The following is a 21,884-nucleotide window of genomic DNA, read 5'->3' on the forward strand; positions in this document are numbered from 1 at the left end:
TTTAAGGCGACATTGCCCCCTAAAGCCGGGTTCATTTACTCTGCTTTTATTTTGAATCTTACGTGTCGTGGTACCCCGGGCTGGGCGATAGCGCCTGGTGGAGCGCCGCACTCTGGTGCGGCTTTTTTCATGTCCCGTGGCTATGCCGCACTGGAGTGTGGCGCTCCATATCTTATGGCTCCACGGAGTCTCCGTAGACCTGGGGTGTTGGTCAGTGTGATCGGACATAAGCTTCCAGCTCGGCATGCCACTGATCGGGATCGCATGTGCCGGGGGCTGTGGGCTGGCCGAAAAGCAAATTCACCAAATGGTGCGGGGTCTTCCCCCCGTTATGTATGGATTTGATGCACGATACACAGTAGACCACCACGTCTTCTTCGGGCATCTGATCCGCTCTCTGCGTCATTTTTTCAATGATTTTCTCTGTTGGCAGCACGCCCCAGGCACTGTCCCCGCAGCAGATGCTTTTGCTTTTGGCCTTGTCGGCTTCCCTGACCTGGATGTTCATTTTTCCAAGCAGGGAGCGCACGGCCCCATGGACCCTGTTCTCCGTTCGCACAGGGCATGGGTCAAGCACAGACATGGATGCGCCTTTGTGGTCCGGGAAGGCCCAGAAATCTTCTTTATCAAGAATTTCCCAAAGGGATATCGTGGTGCAGTCCGGGTAATTTTCCCTGTAGCGTTTGTCGCACCCCGCACAGACATTTATCACGGTGGTGCCGGGGGACAGTTTCGGAGAATTCCTGCAACAGGTATCAAGCCGCTGGGTGGGCCCCATGTGTTGATTCAGAAGGGTCAAGATGCGGTCTGCCGCCCCGGGGTTTTCAATGGCCAGCGCGCATCCTGGCGCAAATACGGTATTCATGGCTTCTTCCTTTTTTCGGTCACGTGGTTGTGTCGTCTGGCCATGATCTACCATGCGCCAAAAAGAATTGCTGGCGATTATCGGAGGCGGCATTGAAATGATTCAGCTCTCCTGAAGCGGCCTTCGGCGGCAAGGTCTGCGACCATGAAAGCGGGTTGCGCAAGCGTGCCCTTATGTGGATTTGACATGTTGCCGACGGTGTCGGGGATGTGAGGTAGGGTGCGCTTGCGCACCGTCGATAAATCGGAACGGCCACGAAAACCCATGTACGGGTGTCCTACGCGCAGCTTAGACCTGGCAAAAGAGATGGGATTTCCGAACACATGGTGCGCAAGCACACCCTACAGGATGTTACAGACTATCCGGGTTAATGCTCTGTCGCGTGCCACTCTTCATACCCCCCTTCAAGGTTGAAGGCGGTGGGGAGCCCTGCCATGGTGTGGGCCAACCAGGCCCAGCCCGAGCGGATCCCGCCGGTGCAGTAGTAGACCACGGGTTTGTCCAGGGGGACTTTTTTCTTGGCAAGAAGGGCGTTCATGGCCCCGGGGGAGATGGGGGTGCGGGAGTTTTTGTCGACCATCTTTTTCCAGGAGATGTGGATGGCCCCGGGGATGTGGCCGGTGAGCCACTCCGCGAAGGAGCGGGTGTCCACCAGGGTGTAGGTGTCCGGGTTGTTCCGAAGGTCCTCGGCCGTGATAAAGACGGTGGCATCTGGAGTCGGTGTGTACAGAGTCCTCAAGGGGGTATCCTGAAGCCCTTCGGGTTGCTCCTTCAAAGGAAGGTTCTTATCGATCCAGCCGGGCATGCCTCCGTCCAGGAGGTAAACCGGGCCCTGATGGCCGATCCACTCCAGGAACCAGGCGATCCAGCCTTCGCCGCCCCAGGACTTGTCTGCGTCGCCGGTGATGACGATGGGCGACGTCGCCTGGATACCCAATGCTCCTAAGGCTTCGGCCATCTCTTTGGGGGGAAAGGTTCTGTAAGGTATCTTTTGGTCATCGGTTTTTGTATACTCTTCCCAGTTAAAGGAGAAGGAACCCGGGATGTGCCCTTTGGCCCACGCCTTTTTCGGCCGGGCATCCAGAATAACGGGTTTTTCCTCCATGGTATCCAACGAGCCCGGGGTGATCCGTTCCACCGCCCCTGCGGGCACTCCAACGACACACACCGAGACCACCAACATGAGAATGGGTATGAGAGTCGCAAGTCTCTTTTGCATCTGTCTTGCCTCCTGGATGGGTTTGCTCTTTTGCAGCCGCCCCTTTGCCATGGGTATATTCATGGCGGCTGCCTGCGTTCAGGGGGGATTGGTTTATGCGAATGCCCGTCTGGCCGAGTCCGGCTCCTGGCCTTTGAAGGCCTCGACCCTTCTGGTCGTCGCCCTGTTGCTTCGGCTGCCCTTTGTGGTGTCTCCCCCTGTGTTGTCGGACGATATCTACAGGTACCTCTTTGACGGGATGGTCCAGGTAGAAGGGGAGAGCCCCTATGCACGGTCTCCCGAGCATTACGCATCACTGCTTATGCCCGGCCGTGACGAATCCGCTGCAGAGACTATTCTGGCTGAGCTGGCCACAAAGGTCAACCACCCCTCGCTGGTCACCCTCTATCCCCCTGCGGCCCAGTTTTTCTTTCGCTTTTCCGCTCCCTTGGGCATGGCCGGGATGAAGGCCCTGCTGGTGGCCGCAGACCTCGCGGTGATTGTCCTGTTTCTCACGGCCTCCGGCCGGGGAGGACCACCGCTCCACAGGGTGATCCTTTACGCCTGGAACCCCCTGGTGGTCTGGGAGATCGCCTGGTCCGGCCACATCGATGCCCTGGCCCTTCCCTTTCTTCTGGCCGCCACCCTGCTGATCTCCACGGCCAGGGGCCAGAAAAGGGCGATCTGGGCTGGGGGCCTCTTTGCCGTGGCCGTGTGGGTGAAGCTGATCCCGGCCATGTTCGCCCCTTTTCTGCTCCTTGCCGCAGGCAGGCGGGCAGGGTGGGCGACCCTTGGCGGGGCCGTGGTGTCCGTCTTTCTGGTGGTGCCCTACCTGCCCCAGGCCGTCCACGCCCTGGAGACCCTTCGGGTGTACGGCACCACCTGGGAGTTTTCCGGGTTTCTCTTTCGCACGGTGCGGGACGTAACCGGCATGAACGGCGTGGCCCGTCTGACCATGGCAGCCCTTTTGGCCTGCGCTTTTTCCGGGCTGCTTTACCGTCAGGTTCGGTCCCCCTTAACCCCCGGTTTTTTCATGGGGTGGGCGGCCTTTGCCTGGCTCCTTGTCACCCCCACCCTGCATCCCTGGTATGGCCTCTACCTGTCCATGTGCCTGCCCTTGATGGGGGCAGGTCGCGTGGGCGTGGCCCCGGCCTACCTCATGACCCTGACCCCCCTTCTGGGGTATAATGTGCTTACGGACTACCTGTCCGCCGGGGTCTGGTCCGAAGGGGCCTGGATTCCTTTCTGGATTTTCAGTGTGCCGGTGTGCGCTCTGCTGGTGGCATGGTGGAAGGGCAAAACCAACGCATGATTTTTGTATTGATGCTGTGAAAAACGCCTCCGGCGGCAAGGTGGGGGCACCTTGAAACCCTATGGCGAATGCATGGAGGCAATCATTCTCGAAGCGTTATCTAAGCATTCGCGTGCCGTGTGACATACGGCAAGCGTTTCTGCAGGAGAGACCCGACATCCTTAGGTTACATACGGCCACCGGCGGTGATGTGCCGAAAATACGTAGGATGGGCAAAGGCAAAGCCGAACCCGTGGGGATGGCCACGGCCTTGGAGTCGTGCCCATCGCCTGGGCCACCATGGTGGCAGCGATGACACCGCCTTTAGGGTACACTCTGTGCACCATGCCCGGGTCACCCAGGGCTTCGATGTTACAGATGCCTTCGAGATATGCCGGGCTTTGATGTCGGTGCACGGAGTGCACCCTACCTTTGCCATGCAGGCCGAAGCCAAGCGAGGGCTAAATCGTTTTAATAACCAGCTTTCAAGGTGGCTCACCTTGCCGCCGGAGGCATCGTTTTTTGCTGTTTTATCTCCTAACTTGATCACAGAGGGCCTTTTATGAGCGATTTGCTGTTTCACGCGATGTATCTCCTTCACCTGATATCCGTGGTCCTGGTGGCCCTGTACGGTGTGCACCGGCTGGTTCTTTTGCGGGAGTGGCTTGGTGTGCGGCGCCGGAGAGGGGGCGTGGCGGCCGTGCCGGACGAGGTGCCCATGGTAACGGTGCAGCTTCCCCTGTACAACGAAGAGGCCGTGGCCGAGCGGTTGATTGCGGCGGCAGGGGCTCTCTCCTGGCCTTTGGATCGCCTGGAGATCCAGGTGCTGGACGACTCCACGGACGAAACCCGTGAGGTGGTGGACCAGGGCGTGGCCCGGCTGACGGCGCGCGGGGTGACGGCCTCGGTGCTGAGGCGGCCCAGCCGCAAGGGGTACAAGGCAGGGGCCCTGGCAGCAGGCCTTGAAGAGGCCCGGGGCGACTACATTGCCGTGTTTGACGCCGACTTTATCCCGCCTTCGGATTTTCTGCTGAAGACCATGCCCCGGTTTACGTCACCGGGCATCGGCATGGTCCAGGCGCGATGGGGGTTTTTAAACGATGAATCTTCTCTGGTCACCGGGGTCCAGGCCCTGACCCTGTCCGCGCACTTTGATATCGAGCACGCCACCCGACATGCGGGGGGGCGCTTTTTCAACTTCAACGGCACGGCCGGGGTGTGGCGCAAAGAGGCCATCATCGGGGCAGGGGGCTGGCGAGCGGACACCCTCACCGAAGACCTTGATTTAAGCTACCGGGCCCAGATGGCCGGGTGGCGGCTTTCCTATTACGGAGAGTGTGTGGTGCCTTCCGAGCTGCCGCCCACCCTCACGGACTTTATCTCCCAGCAGCAGCGATGGACCAAGGGGGCCAGCCAGACCGCGGTAAAGGTGTTGCCCCGTCTTCTCAGCACGGCCTTGCCCCGGCGGGTGAAGGTGGAGGCGATCTTTCATCTGTTGGGGGGCCTGGGCTGGGTGGCAGGGGCTGTTGCCACGGTGACCCTCTGGCCCGCCCTGATGGTCCACGGCACGCGGGCCGCGTCCCTGGCCTGGATCCCCGGGGTGGCCGCCCTCACCGGAAGCTGCGGGGCCATCCTCTTTTACTACACGGTGTATGCCTTTACAGAGCCCCGCACCCGGCATCTTGTGCGCTACGTGCCCATGATCCCCCTGGTCTGCATCGGGGTGGCTCCGTTCCTGGCCCGGGCAGCGGTGCAGGGCTTCTTCCAGAGCCACGGGGAGTTTAAGCGAACTCCCAAGTACGGAACCTCCAAAGACACCGCAACCCGGGAGAGCGCCGGGGCAGGCCGTGCCACCTTCGGCAGGGCCATGGTGGCTTTTGTCCTTCTGGTGGCAACGGCGTTTCCCATGCTCTTTGCCCTGGACACCCTGGCCCTGTACGCCATTCCCCTGGCCCTGGCCGTGCCTGCGGGCTATCTCCTTACCGGGGCTATCCTGGCCCGGGAGAGCCGGTTCGCGGGGGAATGCGCGCCTTCGTCCCTGGATCCGTTCGCCAGGTAGAAAACCTTCTCTGCGGATATTCGGTTTATGCAAGGGGAAAGCCGGTTTACACAGAGGGTGGCTCCGGGTATAATGCAGGCCTTTTGTGATTATTCAGCGATGCCTTTGGCGGGCCGCTTTTGCAAAAAAGCGCCTTAAAAACGTTCCGGTTACCCGGCTTTCCTCTGCGCCCACAGGTCGCGATGCAGGGACGGGACGCACGGGAATGCGGCCGCTGCGTTGGCAGTGGTCATTAACTACCTGTTTGCCGGATGATTTAAACAGGGCTGTCGAAGGCGACGTCAGGCTGAACAGTTACCCCTATGTTACGACGGATTGACCGAGTTATATAGCAAGAGACAATCTGCCCACAAGGCGGGCATGGAGACAGGACATCATGGACATTTTCAACTATCCTTCGGTAGAGGCTGAAGCCAAGGTTCGTGCCATCACGGACCGTGGCCTGGGATACACGGCAGAGGACGAAAAGGGCGTTATCGATATTCTCGAGGCGGTTCGCACAGGCGGCGACGAAGCTCTTTTACATTATATCCGCCGTTTTGACGCCCCGGAGATGACTCTTTCTCAGCTCGTGGTCACCGAAGCCGAGATCGATGAGGCCGTTGCGTCGGTGGACGACGATTTTATGAAGGCCCTGGATCTGGCCGCCACCCAGGTGGAGTCCTTTCACCGCAAGCAGCTTGAGAATTCCTGGATCGACATGCCCCGCAAAGGGGTCACCCTGGGTCAGGTGGTCAACCCCGTGGACGCCGCCGGTGTCTACGTGCCCGGCGCCACCGGCGGCATGACGCCCCTGGTTTCCTCCGTGCTCATGGGTGCCATCCCCGCCAAGATCGCAGGGGTCAAGCACATTGCCATGGTCACGCCCCCCATGGCCGACGGCACCGTCAACAAGCACCTCCTGGCCGCTGCACGGCGCACGGGCGTGGACGTGGTCTACAAGGCGGGCAGCGCCTGGGCCGTGGCCGCCCTGGCTTACGGCACCGAGTCCGTGGGCAAGGTGGACGTCATCGTGGGACCCGGCAACATCTACGTGACCCTGGCCAAGAAGCTGGTCTCCGGCACCGTGGGCATCGACATGATCGCAGGCCCCAGCGAGATCCTTGCCATCGCCGACGAGAGCGCCAACCCGGTATGGGCCGCAGCCGACCTTCTTTCTCAGGCCGAGCACGATCCGTTGGCCTCTTCCATCTTCGTCACCACCGACGCAGAACTGGCCAAGAAGGTCCGCGCCGAAGTGGATCGCCAGCTGGAAGAGCTGCCCCGTAAAGAGATTGCAGGGGCTTCCATCCGCGACTACGGCGCCATCATGGTTACCGACTCTATCGAGTCCGCCTGCGAGCTGGCCAACCGCCTGGCCCCCGAGCACCTGGAACTTCTCGTGAAAGCCCCCTTTGAAGTGGTGGGCATGATCCGCAACGCCGGGGCCATCTTCATGGGCCACTACACCCCCGAGCCCATGGGCGACTACGTGGCAGGCCCCAACCACGTCCTGCCCACAGCCGGTACAGCCCGGTTCTCCTCAGCCCTTTCCGTGGAGAACTTCACCAAAAAGAGCAGCCTGATCTGCTACTCCGAAGACGCCTTCCGCAAAGAAGCCGAAGAGGTCATGCTCCTCGCCGAAACCGAGGGCCTCAGCGGCCACGCCCGCTCCGTAAAAGTCAGGGTTTCCTGATTTTGAGCCCATTAAAAACCGGCACCCCGATCCGGGTGCCGGTTTGTTTCCTCGTAGGGTGCGCCGTGCGCACCGCCCCCGCCTCAAGATCCCACCTATTTAGCAAAAACCACCGCCCCCTCTTTAACCGCACCCCTCTATTTCAACCCCACAATCTCCCGGAACCGTCCAAACCAATTTTATCTCGTGTTTTCCCCAAAAAAAGGAACGGAGCCGCACCCTCCCACCTCCCGGCACGACCCCGCCCTTTTCCCCCTTCGGTCCCCCAAGCCGCAAGCCTCCTCACCCAAGGCTCTTCCCAATCTATTCGCCTCTCACCACTTGCTACTCACCTTTCTCCACCCTTCTATTCCCCAAACCGCAGGCCCTCCCCACCCACAGCTCTTCCCGACCCATTCACCACTCACCACTTGCTACTTACCTTTCTCCACCCTTCTATTCCCCAAACCGCAGGCCCTCCCGACCCACAGCTCTTCCTAACCTATTCACCACTCACTACTTGCTACTCACCTTTCTCCGCCATTCTATTCCCCAAACCGCAGGCCCTCCCCACCCACAGCTCTTCCCAACCTATTCACTACTCACTATTCCCTATTCACTTTTCCCCCATTCGTTCCTGCTCCTCTCTATAAAACGCCACAATCCGATCCACGGCCTTGTATTGCCGCTCCAAAAGGTCCTCAGTAATGGTTCTGAGGCCCCATTTCTTGAAATCAATCTGAAGGCCGTTTCCTCCCGGGGCCTCGGCAGCTTCCAGTTCGGAAAAAAACGCCCCCACGGATGTGAGGAGGCGATGAACGTCCTTGATGGCATCGCAAAGCTTAGCAATCTCCGACCCGGAAAACATGACGGGGCCGGGCTGGCTGTCCGGTGAAGTCATGGTGGCTCCTTTAAAACAGGTGATAGAAAGTAGGTGATAGGAGATAGGTCAAAGGAAAAGGGGAGCCCTTGGCAGAGAGTCGTTCGCATTTCCGGCGAATCGTATTTTGTATTGAGTACAAAGACGTCCAGCCGCAAATATCCTATGCCCTATTAACCTATGACCTGATTTTACCCCGGCAAAAGGAAAAAGAGAAAACCCAACCCAAACCAGAAGGCCGGGCCTGCCGCAGCACAACACAAGGTTCCGAAGGGGCGCAACTCTGCCTGTCAGTCAGAAACCCGCGTGATCAAGGGCCATTTTGTAAGGCGATAGCGTTGGTGAATGGTGCGCTGGATTGCGCGTGACGAGGAAAATACGACTTGAAATGGGGGTGAGTGTGGTGTAAAAAATCGTGTAGCCATAACGACCTCCTTCAAAGGTTGTTTTGGTCAGGCCTGGCAGGATGGTGAGACATCCTGTCGGGTCGCAACATGCATTCCATGATCTTCGTAATAACTAGTTATTACCTCTCACTCTAATTCCATCCTTTTGATGTGTCAATAGTTTTTTACCACTAAATCATCATGTTATTCATTTCGATTTTTGCTGAAATAACATCCGTCTAACCTTTCTGAAGCGTTCACCGCCAGGTTTAAGTGGTCTCATCAGCTGCTTTGAGGCCGCTTCAAAAATAAAAACATCAAAAACGATGTCTCCGGCGGCAAGGTGGGCCACCTTGAAAGCTGGTTTCCGAGGCGCTATGCAGGAAAAGAGAACGCCGTTCTGAATAATCACTTCATTATTTCGAGATATATTGAAATGAATCATATGATTAGTTTACAGACTGTTGGATAAAGTTCTTTCTAAGGGAAAATGAGTTTTTCAGATTGAAAATTCGAAATTTCAGGCGTATGACTTGAAATGGCTCGGTGGTCTTCGGCTGGAAAGGTGATGCATTACATTGCCTACGAAGCTGTTTTTGATTGGGGGGATCAAGGGGCAAATATGGAAAACTATCCGTACCCAAGATCAAAGGTGGAAAATTTTCCGGGTATCACCGTATTAAAGCCACAAAAGTGGAAATTGTTATCGGGGTGTATCAATACCCCTTTGTGGATGCGGGAAGTCTGCTGGCTGGGCGAATAATGCTGTAAAACAGAGGTTTTGGTACTTGATGGGATGTGGTTTTTGCTCAGCGTGCAAAGTGTTTTGGTGCGCGAGATAACGGAAATCTTTGTTGGACAGTATTGAACTTCAAAACATGGAAAATAACCCCTTCGATTTTCCACTTTTAACCCTTGAATAACCGATACCCTGGAAAATTGTCCATTTTATATGGGGGATACATAGAAAATTTGGCCGGGTATTCACAATGTTGGCTTCAAATCATGAGGAAATTACATGTCAGAAATTTATAAGAAAACAGAGTCTCTACCGAATGAAATTATGGAAAATTCAGATGGAGCTGTTGTTCTACCTTTTGATAAGAGAGAGTTTGCATCTTTTATCTCTAGTTTATTAGGTAAGCCTCAAACTATTTCCAAAGCGCTCAGAGGTGCTTTCGATATTCAATATGAAGATATTGAAGACCTTTATCTTCTGATAGAACAACGAATATCACAACAGAACAAAAATTCATTAATACAATTTTCTGCAAGAATTGTATTTGAAGATAATTCTTCAGTTTTATTTCGTAGCTTAGATGATCTATCTTCCTATAAGGAAGTAAGACCAGTCGCCTCAACACAAATACATCTCGAATGGTCCTATTTACTTTGGTTTCAAGATCGAAAACCACCCGAAAAGCAATCTATAGAGGTATCATTTATGCCATCGGGTGGAACACTGAAAATTGCCGAAGATGATGAAAAAGTACTTTTGGCCAAACCAGCGTCTTTAAAATCGGGTCTCGTCACTTTTCATATAAAGCATACCGCCCGTACTTGGGGTGCAGATATGGAAGCGTTACTTTCAGGTCATATAAAAACATTACTATCAACAAAATCAAAATTTCGAAACTTCATACAGAATAATGATGGAAAAATAGCTCTATTTGTTGGTTTGTCGTTTTTTGCTACATCTGTTCTTGCTTGTTTTTTCACAGCGTCAAAATTGTGTGCCTTACAGAAGACGACAATAAACCAATATATCGCAAAAAGCCCAAGCCTTGATGGAAAAGTCGATTTATTAATTGACATTATGTCTTCCGGCCTTTGGGCTCGCTACTTTTTTGCTGTTATTGTCTTTTTAGTTTTCTCATTCATATTTTCAATAACCTTTGGGGTTTGGGCTGGTAGTAGCGCTAGTGCCGAAATGCCAAGTTTTGTTGTGTTAAATAAAGAAGCTGAAAAAAAGAAAAAGATGGTATTAAAAAAATATGAAAATAAATTTAAACTCTTCATCTTTTCGATTATTACGAGCATTTCAACTGGGGTTATAGCAAATATCATATTTACAAAATATTGGAGTTCTTAAAAGCCAACAAAAAACTTAAGAGCGTGACGGGGTCAGGCCTACACATTTGACATTTTGGCGTCTAAGCGCATTTTGATTCTTAAAGAAACAGAGAAACAGTGGACAGACTCTTTGTGTCGCTATCTTGCATTGGCACCCCACGGGGGGGGGGACGCGTTAAGGTCTATTATTTCAGAGTTTACTCAATTTTATTTTTTGATAGTATCGAAATTTAGTAGGTATTTGTTTTTAAGGCTATATTTAAATTTTTGAGATACAGGTAGGCTTAATGAAAAAAATTGTATCGGCCATTGTTTTCGGTGTTTGTTTCTTCTGTTTGGGCTGCTCAACGATAATACCAATTAATTATTATCCTTCGAATTTATCGAAAGGTAGTGGCAGTATTTCAATAGAAAAATTTGATTATAGAGCTTCAACTCAAGGTATAGTTCAAAAAAATCAACCTGAAAAAAAAGCTTCAGCCCTTGGTAATGTCGTATTTTCCGATGATGTTGAAAGTATTTTCGCCGATGCAGTTCGAAAAGAGCTTCATTATTCGGGGTATACCCTCTCAAATAGTTCGAATGTTACCGTTTTAGGTACAATAGATCGGTTTTATTATGATTGGGTTGGAATAAGTACTCAAAGTTTTGAGTTAGAGGTGACTTTTAACATTAAACGCAACAATGAACTAATATATACAAAAAAAGTTAACCACACTTCCAAAGCCACTAGAGCCCCAGGATATGAACACTTAATGATTACAAAAGTAATTTCAGCGTGTATCCAAGATTTTCTTACCGATGCACAATTAAATGACGTATTATAAACAACAGGGGACAAAACATAGAGAAACAGTAAAACGGCTCTTTATGCTACGTTGCAACTATAATCGCTGCCCCTTTCAGCTTTTTAAGTCTGTATGGAAACGCTATAATAGAATCAAGGAATCAAGGAATCAAGGAATCAAGGGACAGGCTCTTTATGCTACGATTATTTGCGGCGTTAGAAACTTAATCAATATACGTACGTTTAAGGAGATGAAATGTTAGTCTGTGACAAATGCGGTGCAGGAATTAACGAAGGAGCAAAATTTTGTTCTCAATGTGGTGATCCTGTGACAGAAGCAGATCGAGTTATGTCACCTATTCAACAAGATCATACTGCAAATGTTGAAATAACATTTGGGCAAAGTTCATCTTCAAATTTTGATAAAGCCATTCAAATTTGCAAAAATCTTTCTTCGTATGTTGTTTCGGGAGAAGGTAAACAAACTAAATACAAAATTTCATTACCTATAACAGAGGTTGATTTACTTATTAATCTCTATGATTTGGTTGGCTCTTGGAAATCCTCTCAAATGCTCATTGCTGGGCAACCAGCCTCAAAGAAGGATCTCACATATCATGGGGTGGGCTGTTATCGTAACAGACAAAAAGCCTATAAACCTGACCAATATTGCTTTGGAGAAAGAGATTATGAAGCTAATATTTGGGGGTGTAAAAAGCTCAATATGCCAATAAGCCAATGGGGTGGTGGCTGGCTTGATTATGGCAAATTCGATAATTCTGGAAAGTGGCATTTTGACAAAAATAGAATCAAACATGATCTTGAAATTGCGATCAATGATTACGGTCTATGCCCTGTCCTAAACAGGCAATCTGTTTTTGAAACGTTAGAAAAACTTCCAGACAGCATAAACCCAAAAAAAGACCCAAAATGGGATTACCGAACATCATATGAAAAAGTAAAAGGTGAATACCAAGATATTGCTGTTGGTATTAAGCCAATAATTCAAAAAATAAATGGGTATGTAATTGGAAGCTACAGACCAACGTGGCATCTTGAAGAAGATTCCAACGACTTGAATGAAATTACTTCTACTAAAGAAAATAAAAGAACCAAAATAGCAAAACCAAAGAAAAAAAGTAAAATAAGTTGGTCAGCTATAGTTGAGATTTTGTTCTATTTTTTAGGAAAATCCTAAATCGTTTCTAACAAGTCGATTTAAAGGACCACTCAGTCCCCTCGCTTCGTTCGTGTGTCATCAACGAGAGGAAAGAGGGGACAGGCTCTTTATGCTGGACCCCTCGCCCCTTTCTGTGAGATAGTTCCATAAATCAATATCACTCCGTAATCATATCAAAATCGACTCATCAAAACCAAAGCCACATTAAATTCTGTAAGACCGTGAAGGAGGGTGCTATGCCGCGAGTTCCCCGTATGGTCGTGACGGATTCAGGTCAGAAGGCCGCTTACCATGTGATCAGCCGAACTGCGCTGGACGGACTTCCGTTTGGGAAGGTCGAAAAGGATGAGCTGGTTCGTATCATTCAGACATTTTCATCGGTTTATTGTGTGGATGTCCTGGGGTTTGCCGTTATGGGAAATCATTTTCACCTGCTGGTTGAGGTGAGCCCTTGCGACATGATTTCCGATGAGGAGGTGCGGCGGCGGTTTCAGCTTCTTTATGGTGAAGATGCGGCGTTTCCCAAGGGGCGGCTTACGGAGTACCGGGAGCGGTTCTGCAGCCTGTCAGCCTATGTGAAGGACATCAAGCAGCGGTTTTCGTGCTTTTACAATAAGCGGAAAAAGCGAAAAGGGACTCTTTGGGGAGAGCGCTTTAAGAGCGTGATTGTTGAGCAGGGAAACACCTTGATCTACTGTCTTGCCTACATCGATCTGAATGCGGTGAGGGCCGGTATCGTGAAACGCCCAGAGGACTATCGCTGGTGCTCAATTGGATATCATATTCAGACCGGCAATAAGGATGGTTTTCTCTCGTCAGACCTGGGGACTCCTGGTCTCGGTGTTGACGATGCCTCAACGCAGCTCAGGACATACAGAGAGTATCTCTACCATGCCGGAGCCATCGAGAAGAGGGGAAAAGCGCGGATATCCAAAAAGGTTCTGGATGAAGAGACGGTGCGAGGGTTCGAGATGAATCGCGTCAGACGCTTTCGATACAGGTCCCGGTATTTTACGGATTCGGGGATTATCGGGTCCAGGGCATTTGTCGAAACCCGCTATGAAACGTTCAAAGACCGGTTCCAGACGACGCGGGAAAAGATCCCGCAGCGTGTCAAAGGAATTGAAGGGATGTATTCTCTAAAGCGACTGACCGAGGCTTGAGCGGATGCATTGAGGGACGTGCAGGCGTTCATTCGGGATGGGGCTTAGTTCGGATAATAGAATCAGGGAACAGGCTATTTATGCTACGTTGCAACTATAATCGCTGCCCCTTTCTGCTTTTTAAGTCTGTATGGAAACGCTTTCGGTTTACACACGCTCCAATCATCTTTAATTCAATATATTGGGGAGTATTATGGATTATGAACTCATAGTCTCCATTGCTGCTGTATTTATAGCTTTGAGCGCATTGGGTGCGACGATATGGCAAGGGTGTATTACGAGAAAGCATAACAAACTTTCAGTCAGGCCATTATTAAATTTTGATGTGAAATCAGAAAATGAGGATTTTGTTTTATATCTGAATAATACTGGAATTGGGCCCGCCATTATTACTGATTACAAAATAACTTTTAATGATAAGTCCTTAGGCAAAAATTCAGATGAAATAGCGATCAATCTCGATGAAGAACTCGAAATAGGCCAATTTGATAAAAAAATGTATTTCCCGGGAAATAAGCAGGCTATGGCTTCAGGAGATTCATATCGGCTACTTGAAATATATAAAATATTGGAAGATAACCAAGGGAAAGCGAAATTTATGCATGATATTCTATGGTTGAAAATTGTAATCAAGTATGAATCAATTTATGACGAAACATTTTTATTGTCTGGGCCGACGTTTGTTTACTAGAAACAGGGGGCAGGCTCTTTGTTCTCTAATCACTTCTTCCCTTCCCCATTCGTTTCTTCTCCTTCTTGTCCGACCCTCGGATTTGTATTGATGCTTCTAAAGGGGCTCGGTGATGGTCTGGATGCTTCATTTCGTAATGTTATTTATTTCGATGATTCTTGAAATAATTTCCGCCTATTCATTCTATAGCATTCACGTTTATCCTTGCGTAGTCTCATAATCCGCATTAGGCGCAACAAATTAAAAAAACAAAAGCGATGCCATCGGCGGCAATGAGCAGTCTCTGTAAAGGTTAGTATCAGTAACGATTTACAGGAATAGATAATGCTTTGCTTAATAATTAAATCTTTCTTGCGAGAAATGTCGACATAGATCATATGGCGTCATTACGATGTGTTGGATAAAGTTCTCTGTGAAGTGAAATAAGTATTTCAATATTGATAATTTGGTTTTTAAAGCGTATGACTTAAGATATTTCGATGTCGATAGATGGAAAGGCGCTGGTCGTGCATCTTTGGATGTAAGCTCTGTAAAAAAATGCTGTTTTTGATGGGGTGTCTATCCATGCCCAATAAGAAATGGTCAGATACGCGAGTTTCCGAAATTTGTTCTTCGACAGTGGTGAACTTCAGAAGGTGGATAATGGTCCATCGAATTTCCGTTTTTGGTCTTTGAATAATCGAAGTGACGAAAATTCAATGTATTATCTGGGTTTCTCAGAGTGCACTCAATATAATGCGTTATGAAACTGAAGATTGTTGATTTTGTGTATATTAAGTATTTGATATTTAACTTTTTCATCATGAGTAAGGAGGATCAAATGGCTTATACAAAAATTGTACTTGAGAACCCTCAGACGGGGCAGATCAAAGAAGCTCCTGTAGGTTTTTCTTGGACAGTCTTCTTCTTTGGCTTTTTCCCGCCATTGTTTCGTGGGGACTGGAAGTGGGCTGTTATTATTTTCTTAGCTGCAATTTTTACATTCAATATTAGTAGTTTGGTTTTTATGTTTATATACAATAAATTATACATAAAAGACCTCATTGCAGATGGTTTTAAAGTAAAGTCTGTTGGTATGGGAACTGTTGACCAAGTTTCTCAAAAAATTGGAATAAATCTTCCCGAGTTAAACGCAGCTTAACAATAAGGATTACCAGCGGCCGAAGGTCACATCTATCCTTTGTTCAAAGAGCTTGGTATTCGGTAGGCGCTGGCCTCATAGAGTATTGCTTTTAGCGCGCAAGCGGTAACCCACCTCGGGCCTGCGAGGTGGGTTGCAATAGAAAAACAGAGGACAGGCTCTTTATGCTGTCCTTCTCATGCCCATCCGTGATTTAGTTCTCTAAATCAATATCACCCCGTAATCATATCGAAAACGACTCATCAAAACCAAAGCCACATCAAATTCTGCAAGACCGTGAAGGAGGGTGCTATGCCGCGAGTTCCCCGTATGGTCGTGACGGATTCAGGTCAGAAGGCCGCTTACCATGTGATCAGCCGCACTGCGCTGGACGGCCTTCCGTTCGGGAAGGTTGAAAAGGATGAGCTGGTTCGCATCATTCAGACATTTTCATCGGTTTATTGTGTGGATGTCCTGGGGTTTGCCGTTATGGGAAATCATTTTCATCTGCTGGTTGAGGTGAGCCCTTGCGACATGATTTCCGATGAGGAGGTGCGACGGCGGTTTCAGCTTCTTTATGGTGAAGATGCGGCGTTTCCCGAGGGGCGGCTTACGGAGTACCGGGAGCGGTTCTGCAGCCTGTCGGCCTATGTGAAGGACATTAAGCAGCGGTTTTCCTGTTTTTTCAATAAACGTAAAAAGCGAAAAGGGACTCTTTGGGGAGAGCGCTTTAAGAGTGTGATTGTTGAGCAGGGAAACACCTTGATCCATTGTCTCGCCTACATCGATGTGAATGCGGTGAGGGCCGGTATCGTGAAACGCCCAGAGGACTATCGCTGGTGCTCAATCGGATATCATATTCAGACCGGCAATAAGGATGGTTTTCTCTCGTCAGACCTGGGGACCCCTGATTTGGTGTCGACGATGCCTCAACGCAGCTCAGGACATACAGAGAGTATCTCTACCATGCCGGAGCCATCGAGAAGAGGGGAAAAGCGCGGATATCCAAAAGGGTTCTGGATGAAGAGACGGTGCGAGGGTTCGAGATGAATCGCGTCAGACGCCTTCGATACAGGTCCCGGTACTTTACGGATTCGGGGATTATCGGGTCCAGGGCATTTGTCGAAACCCGCTATGAAAAGTTTAAAGACCGGTTCCAGACGACGCGGGAAAAGATCCCGCAGCGTGTCAAAGGAATTGAAGGGATGTATTCTTTAAAACGTCTGACCGAGGCTTGAGCATATGCATTGAGGGACGTTCCGGCGTTCATTCGGGATGGGCCTTAGTTCGGATAATCGCTTCTCAGAGGTGGATTTTTCCACACGGCATGGCGGGTGGTGGGAAACGCCTGCGTTGTGGCGGGGTTCAACAGACGCTGGCCCGATTCTCCTGTGTAGTACGCTCGGGGGGACCCTGAAACATCCTGATGGGGACAAGGAACCGACTGCAGGGAGTTTTCCGTTGTGTTGTGAAGGATTTGATCGTTGGGGTCGGCAACCACGATCGCAGCGGCCAGGAGGATGCCGAAGAGTGGAAGTACTGTTTTGATAGCTGGGCGAAGCATTGCGTGAGTTATACCTTTGAGGATCACCACATCAGTGTCAACGTCGAGACAGTGACGGTGTGCTGATTGATGGTTGATTGTGTCTGAAAAACAGGCAGAAACCTTATACCTAAAAGCGGCGTTTTACAAGGATACGGTTTGCTGAGACAGTGTTTGGCAAAAGTAGAAATGCACAAAAGACTTAGAAAACAGGTTTGTGCTCAGTGAGTAAGCCTGACCCCAGTAGTCTGCGCGGTTATAAATTTCATCTCAGGGTACATCAAATGGAATAAGTTTTCAGGTTCACAAACAATAGCTTGGAGGTTGATTGTGAAAAAATGGTATGATGAAGAATATGAATGGGACATCGAGGTGACAGGGTTTCTTCGAGGTGATCAAACAGAGGGATATTGCAGAAACGGCGAGGAAATTGGAGATAAATACACCTGCACGTATGGCTGCCCTGTGAATAAGGATGGTCAGGGTATCTGCTCCAAAGTAATGATGATGATGTTCCCAATCATGGAGGCGGTCAGAAGTGGTGGCGATTTAGAGAACATCGGTGGACATGGTAAATACAACAAGGACATTGTATGCCCGGACGGTTGCGTTATGTTTCGGATGACTGCAAAGAAACTTGGACATGAGAATTTTTTTAAGGGAAAGTTTTTCAGTTAGTTTTATTTCTATTGTGTTCTGCTTGGGGATAAGATGACGTGTGTATTTGCCCCCTATAAGCAGAGGAGTCTCTTTTTATGTATGTGTAGTGGAGATATAAGAGTTGTTTAAAAACACGTTGTTATGTTTGATGATTTTCGTTTTTACACCTCAAGCTGAAGTGCACGCTATAGACTATCCCCCTGAGCTGAAAGAGATTTTTTATAGGACGACTGCCCTTAATGGCTTTGTAACCAGGGAAATGCATGACGAATTTTGGGATATTCTGAATCAGTCTCTTACAAAGGCACAAATTGGCAATTATGCAGCGTATTTGTTGGATGCCCAGGACTATCAGAAAGAGATATGGGTAAGTGCCAAGCTTTCATATAAAAATGGCAAGGTTGTCAGGACGTGCAAACTCATCGTGTTGCAGATGGTGTTGCCCATAAGATTCGAGTTGATGATACCGTTTCCAAAAAATTCAGCGGAATATACCTCTGAACGGCGCACATATGAAAGAAAATTTAAAGAAAGTGTTAAGAAAGCCAATGGGATCTTTGAATTGGCAGCAAATCGGCCTGATGAATGGCAGAACGACCTTATAAACTGGAGCCAAATCAAGAAAACCATTGCACATGCAGAGGATAGGTGTTCAAGGGTGGAAAAGCTGCTAACCGAAACGTGGCATGATTGAAGATCTATTATAAAACCTCGACATCTGCAGCTCTGATGACTTGAATATGGGTGCTTTCGACTCATGAAATATCCGGGATAGGGTTTAACATCCATGTTCCCTCTCTTCTGCCGTCCAGGCCTTTTGAGCGGCAGGAGAGGGCAACGTAAAACGGTTTGCGGGATTATATTAGAACGGGCTCTGCCGGAGGCACAGCCGACAGTTCGAATGTTTACAGGGGGGATTGATTTGGACAAGGATATGAAGGTTCTCATTGTGAATGATTCCTTTGCAAAGAGACGATTTATCAAGGCCTTGTTGCGAGATAATGGTTTTACAAATGCATTTGAAGCCGATGACGGTCATATCGCTTTATCCATGCTGAAAGAGGAGGCATATGATTTCGTTGTCACAACGTGGAATATGCCGATTATGAATGGCATCGCATTTTTCAACGAGGTTCGTAACTCCCCTGAATTAAAGAGTCTGCCCGTTTTGATCGTGTTCGAACCGGAAGATAAAGAGCACATGGCTGAAGCCACTCAGGCCGGGGCATACGTGCATCTTGCCGATCCTTCTGCCGCCGGTGCATTTGGTGTGATAGGTTAGGATGGGGATTGGTTGCATTGCTTCTTTCCTCAATGCTGTGTCAGCCGACCCGGTCATCAATAAAGAACACTCCAATTTTCTCACGCTTCTTCTGCGTTATCAGGAGCTTTATAAAACCACGACTTCTACAGCTCTGATGCTTTGACTATGAGTGCACTCGGCTCGTGAAATATTCGGGTTAAGAAATAGATTGTGTCGAATGAGTAGGAAACCAACCCTCATTGCTGTTTCTTTTGGCTCTATGCATACACCATGTGCATAGCTTCATTGTAGCGATTACAAGATGATATTTACAAGTCAGTTTCATATGGGGTAGGCTCCGCCAATTACGTATGAGTTCCTCGTGCAGTTAATCATCGAGGATGAACTTATTTCCTTTCTCTCTGGTTCTGTAGAATCCATAGGGGCCTCTCACCGGGATGGGAGGGCTGGAGTCCGTTCCAACTCAAACGTAATGATTTGACATCGAGCAAATTAGACTATTAAGGACTATCCACAAGGAGGGCTTATGAAGAATCAATTCGCATCGACTGCTTTTCGCATGACAACGTCTCTTGCTTTTACTGTGATACTGTATTGCCTTGCCGCAACATGCGCGATGGCTGATTCCGACTGGACAGGCTTTTATGTCGGAGCCACAGTCGGAGCCCTTGACGGAGAGGCGACCCCTTCCGTGACCACTGTAGCAGATTCATACTTTACGCCCATTCGTGATGCCGCTCAGCTCGATCCGATAGCCTCGAAGGAGATCGATGCACAAAATATGTCCGGAAGTCTCTTTTTTGGGGGGGATTATCAGCTCAATTCAATCGTGCTTGGGTTGGAAGCAGCCGTTATGTATTCTTCATTTTCTCAGAGGTACCCTTTAGTTTACACAGACGATACCAACGCTGATACCTTTTACCTTTCCACAACCTTTGAGACTGACTGGATGGTGAGCCTCACACCTCGAATTGGGTATGCTTACAAAAATTCCCTCTTCTATGTGATGGGTGGCGTAGCGCTTTCAAAATTCTCATATGAATTTTCTTTCAAAGACTCATTGCAACAGACCCAGGTTGATGAAAGTGAAACGTCTTGGGGATGGACCGCCGGAGTAGGCTATGAATACCAAATCTCCAATGGCTGGGGAATCAAAGCGGAATATGCTTACTACAAGTTTGATGACATATTTGAAGTAGAGAGCAGGCTTCCAAACCTTCCTGATGACGGCTTTAATCATAACGTAGATTTTGAAGCAGATTCTTTCCGAGTTGGTTTGGTAAAGAGGTTCTAACCCGGATGTTTCACGGCAAAACGGCTTGGCCAAAGCAATAGCATGTAATTTGCTGTTTTTTGCTCAGGGCTATTCCCCTTTGGCCGGGCCGGAGGCATTTATTTTCTACACTATGAGGGTTTTGAGGTAAAACAACTGCACTGATAACTGTGATACTTTGAATATAGAGGTATTTAATCTGGGTAATGTCCGGGTTCAGCTTTTCCAAGAATTTTCTGTGAAAGGAGTATTGTAGGCCTGGTCGTGTTCTGTTTTCAATTTTATTGTTTGCTCAGAAAAATGTTTCTTAACGCTTTGGCATACTTGAAAGGGGCCTGCCAAATACTATAACCTTGATATTTCAGGTGGTAAATAAAGGTTTGAAAATTGTCTGTGTGCGAAACGATCTGTCATACATCCAATATAATTTATTATTACTCGAATACCCTCACACGCGTTTTCATTAAATTTCACCAAAGGGCATGGAGCGTAGTGTCTTTCTCCATAGTTTGGGTGCTCTGATTTAGGGATATATGTACATACATCAGCGCAATCGAGTTCCTTTTTATTAAGGAATCGAATGATTTCTTTTGATAAGTCACTATTCTCAGATGTGATCTTTTTTGACAAAGAATCTGTAATACTTTTTTTGTATTCTTTATATATGTTTTTGGGTAACTGTTTCGGATTTTTGCGAAGAGCTTTGAATATTTGTGTTAAAAAATATTCTGCTCTGGAATCCATTCTTTTAATCTCATAATGCTCATAAAATCTGGGCTTCAGAAATTTTACATAGAAAAGATTATCGATCTCTTTAAGCTCGTCATCCCAGTCAATGATTAATTCATTAGACTTTTGAACGTCATCGTAGTTATTGATTTTTAGGTGTTTGAGGTTGTGTCTAATGTTTTTAATTGTTTTGCCTATATAGTACTTTGTAAGGTAAACAACAACTGTTGAAATTATTAAATTTTCATTTTCTTTGAACTTAGAGGATAGATCTCGATGATTTGATGACGTGTTCATTTGTATGGCTTTTCGAATAATTGGTTGCTTTAACAATTCATCAATTGTTACCCTACCAGTCCTAAGAGCATCATCTGTGTCATGCGTTCGTTGCGCAATTTCGTCTGCCAGCCGGACAACTTGTCCTTCAAGTGTCGACGGCCATCCGGGAGTTTCTGTTAAGCTCTTATCATAGTATGAAATGTCATATTTTTTATCGATACTTGAGTGTTTCAGGATACCGTCTCTTGTTTCCCACATTAAATTTAGACCATTCTGACAATGATACCTTTCTTCTAACCTATTGGTAATCAGAATACCTTGATAGTTATGTTTGAAAGGTTTGAGTCCAAAGTCTCGAAGGATTTTGCTGAATGTTCTTTCACCGATGTGGCCGAATGGGGCATGGCCAATATCATGTCCTAATGCGATTGCAATAGTAGCAAATCTGTTCAGTCCGAAATGTATGGCGATTGATTCAGATATTTGAGCTACTTCTAATGAGTGGGTAAGTCTTGTCCTGCTATGATCATTTTCGTGAGTTAGGACTACTTGGGTCTTAGCCTCAAGTCGTCGGAATGCCATTGAATGAAGTATTCTGTCCCTGTCATGCTGGAAATCACCTCGAATATCCGAATGATGATATTCCTCTTCTGATATTCTTCCACGAGTATTATTTTCAGAAATTGCGTATGGCTGTAGGGGGATGTTGTTCATTTTGATTCACCTTCTTGGAAAGCAAACAACTCAATGGTTTTGAATTTATGTTATGGAACTTTTTTGGTAAGGTAT

The 21,884-nt window shown here is 48.4% G+C and carries 20 protein-coding genes; 16 read left to right on the forward strand and 4 right to left on the reverse strand.

The annotated features are described in order from the left end of the window. Window positions 1-211: 211 nt before the first annotated feature. Together ACOYW2_RS27255 and ACOYW2_RS27260 are read right to left on the reverse strand one after the other, a co-directional pair. On the reverse strand, window positions 212-865 hold the full coding sequence (locus ACOYW2_RS27255) for a hypothetical protein (protein WP_482768618.1): 654 nt from the start codon (window positions 863-865) through the stop codon (window positions 212-214). A 367-nt stretch (window positions 866-1,232) separates the two neighbouring features. Next, on the reverse strand, window positions 1,233-2,084 hold the full coding sequence (locus ACOYW2_RS27260) for a sulfurtransferase (RefSeq protein WP_482768619.1): 852 nt from the start codon (window positions 2,082-2,084) through the stop codon (window positions 1,233-1,235). Here ACOYW2_RS27260 and ACOYW2_RS27265 point away from each other — a divergent pair. The 3 genes from ACOYW2_RS27265 to hisD all read left to right on the forward strand — a co-directional run bounded on the left by ACOYW2_RS27265 (window position 2,059) and on the right by hisD (window position 7,088). Then, complete coding sequence (locus tag ACOYW2_RS27265; protein WP_482768620.1) at window positions 2,059-3,375, forward strand: MptA/MptB family glycosyltransferase; 1,317 nt, start codon at window positions 2,059-2,061, stop codon at window positions 3,373-3,375. The genes ACOYW2_RS27260 and ACOYW2_RS27265 overlap by 26 nt on opposite strands. A 541-nt stretch (window positions 3,376-3,916) precedes the next feature. After that, window positions 3,917-5,413 carry a glycosyltransferase gene (locus ACOYW2_RS27270; protein WP_482768621.1) on the forward strand — a complete coding sequence of 499 codons (1,497 nt, stop codon included), beginning with the start codon at window positions 3,917-3,919 and terminating at the stop codon, window positions 5,411-5,413. A 376-nt stretch (window positions 5,414-5,789) separates the two neighbouring features. Further along, entirely contained in the window at window positions 5,790-7,088 is a 1,299-nt protein-coding gene (gene hisD / locus ACOYW2_RS27275; RefSeq protein WP_092213131.1) for a histidinol dehydrogenase, read from the forward strand. A 595-nt stretch (window positions 7,089-7,683) separates the two neighbouring features. On the opposite strand, the gene ACOYW2_RS27280 is transcribed toward hisD, so the two are convergent. Next, window positions 7,684-7,968, reverse strand: coding sequence for a hypothetical protein (locus ACOYW2_RS27280; protein WP_482768622.1), 285 nt, complete (start codon window positions 7,966-7,968; stop codon window positions 7,684-7,686). 68 nt (window positions 7,969-8,036) lie between these two features. Between ACOYW2_RS27280 and ACOYW2_RS27285 the strand changes: the two genes are divergently transcribed. From ACOYW2_RS27285 to ACOYW2_RS27345, 13 genes are all read left to right on the forward strand, one after another. After that, window positions 8,037-8,315 (forward strand): hypothetical protein, encoded by a 279-nt coding sequence (locus ACOYW2_RS27285; RefSeq protein WP_482768623.1) that lies wholly within the window; start codon window positions 8,037-8,039, stop codon window positions 8,313-8,315. A 586-nt stretch (window positions 8,316-8,901) separates the two neighbouring features. After that, on the forward strand, window positions 8,902-9,096 hold the full coding sequence (locus tag ACOYW2_RS27290) for a hypothetical protein (protein WP_482768624.1): 195 nt from the start codon (window positions 8,902-8,904) through the stop codon (window positions 9,094-9,096). A 255-nt stretch (window positions 9,097-9,351) separates the two neighbouring features. Then, the gene (locus tag ACOYW2_RS27295) at window positions 9,352-10,425 is read left to right on the forward strand and encodes a hypothetical protein (RefSeq protein ID WP_482768625.1); all 1,074 of its coding nucleotides are present in this window, start codon (window positions 9,352-9,354) and stop codon (window positions 10,423-10,425) included. Window positions 10,426-10,693: 268 nt separating this feature from the next. Then, window positions 10,694-11,233, forward strand: a complete 540-nt coding sequence (locus tag ACOYW2_RS27300; RefSeq protein ID WP_482420793.1) for a YajG family lipoprotein — start codon at window positions 10,694-10,696, stop codon at window positions 11,231-11,233. Window positions 11,234-11,449: 216 nt separating this feature from the next. Continuing rightward, window positions 11,450-12,391: a zinc ribbon domain-containing protein gene (locus ACOYW2_RS27305; RefSeq protein WP_482768626.1), complete on the forward strand. Its 942-nt coding sequence runs from the start codon at window positions 11,450-11,452 to the stop codon at window positions 12,389-12,391. Between the two features lie 236 nt (window positions 12,392-12,627). Beyond that, window positions 12,628-13,536, forward strand: a complete 909-nt coding sequence (locus ACOYW2_RS27310) for a transposase (protein ID WP_482768627.1) — start codon at window positions 12,628-12,630, stop codon at window positions 13,534-13,536. Window positions 13,537-13,729: 193 nt separating this feature from the next. Further along, window positions 13,730-14,227 carry a hypothetical protein gene (locus ACOYW2_RS27315; RefSeq protein ID WP_482768628.1) on the forward strand — a complete coding sequence of 166 codons (498 nt, stop codon included), beginning with the start codon at window positions 13,730-13,732 and terminating at the stop codon, window positions 14,225-14,227. A gap of 820 nt (window positions 14,228-15,047) precedes the next feature. After that, window positions 15,048-15,368 carry a hypothetical protein gene (locus ACOYW2_RS27320; RefSeq protein ID WP_482768629.1) on the forward strand — a complete coding sequence of 107 codons (321 nt, stop codon included), beginning with the start codon at window positions 15,048-15,050 and terminating at the stop codon, window positions 15,366-15,368. A 291-nt stretch (window positions 15,369-15,659) separates the two neighbouring features. Further along, on the forward strand, window positions 15,660-16,397 hold the full coding sequence (locus ACOYW2_RS27325; protein ID WP_482768630.1) for a transposase: 738 nt from the start codon (window positions 15,660-15,662) through the stop codon (window positions 16,395-16,397). 823 nt (window positions 16,398-17,220) lie between these two features. Continuing rightward, window positions 17,221-17,568 (forward strand): TIGR04076 family protein, encoded by a 348-nt coding sequence (locus tag ACOYW2_RS27330; protein WP_482768631.1) that lies wholly within the window; start codon window positions 17,221-17,223, stop codon window positions 17,566-17,568. Between the two features lie 103 nt (window positions 17,569-17,671). Further along, entirely contained in the window at window positions 17,672-18,244 is a 573-nt protein-coding gene (locus ACOYW2_RS27335) for a hypothetical protein (RefSeq protein ID WP_482768632.1), read from the forward strand. A 240-nt stretch (window positions 18,245-18,484) separates the two neighbouring features. Beyond that, window positions 18,485-18,832 (forward strand): response regulator, encoded by a 348-nt coding sequence (locus tag ACOYW2_RS27340; RefSeq protein WP_482768633.1) that lies wholly within the window; start codon window positions 18,485-18,487, stop codon window positions 18,830-18,832. Window positions 18,833-19,340: 508 nt separating this feature from the next. Then, window positions 19,341-20,108, forward strand: a complete 768-nt coding sequence (locus ACOYW2_RS27345) for an outer membrane protein (RefSeq protein ID WP_482768634.1) — start codon at window positions 19,341-19,343, stop codon at window positions 20,106-20,108. Window positions 20,109-20,432: 324 nt separating this feature from the next. On the opposite strand, the gene dgt is transcribed toward ACOYW2_RS27345, so the two are convergent. Then, a complete protein-coding gene (dgt, locus tag ACOYW2_RS27350) occupies window positions 20,433-21,809 on the reverse strand; it encodes a dGTP triphosphohydrolase (protein ID WP_482768635.1) in 1,377 nt (458 codons plus the stop codon). Window positions 21,810-21,884 lie beyond the last annotated feature (75 nt).

Source organism: Desulfoluna sp. CLI2B, from assembly GCF_056847375.1.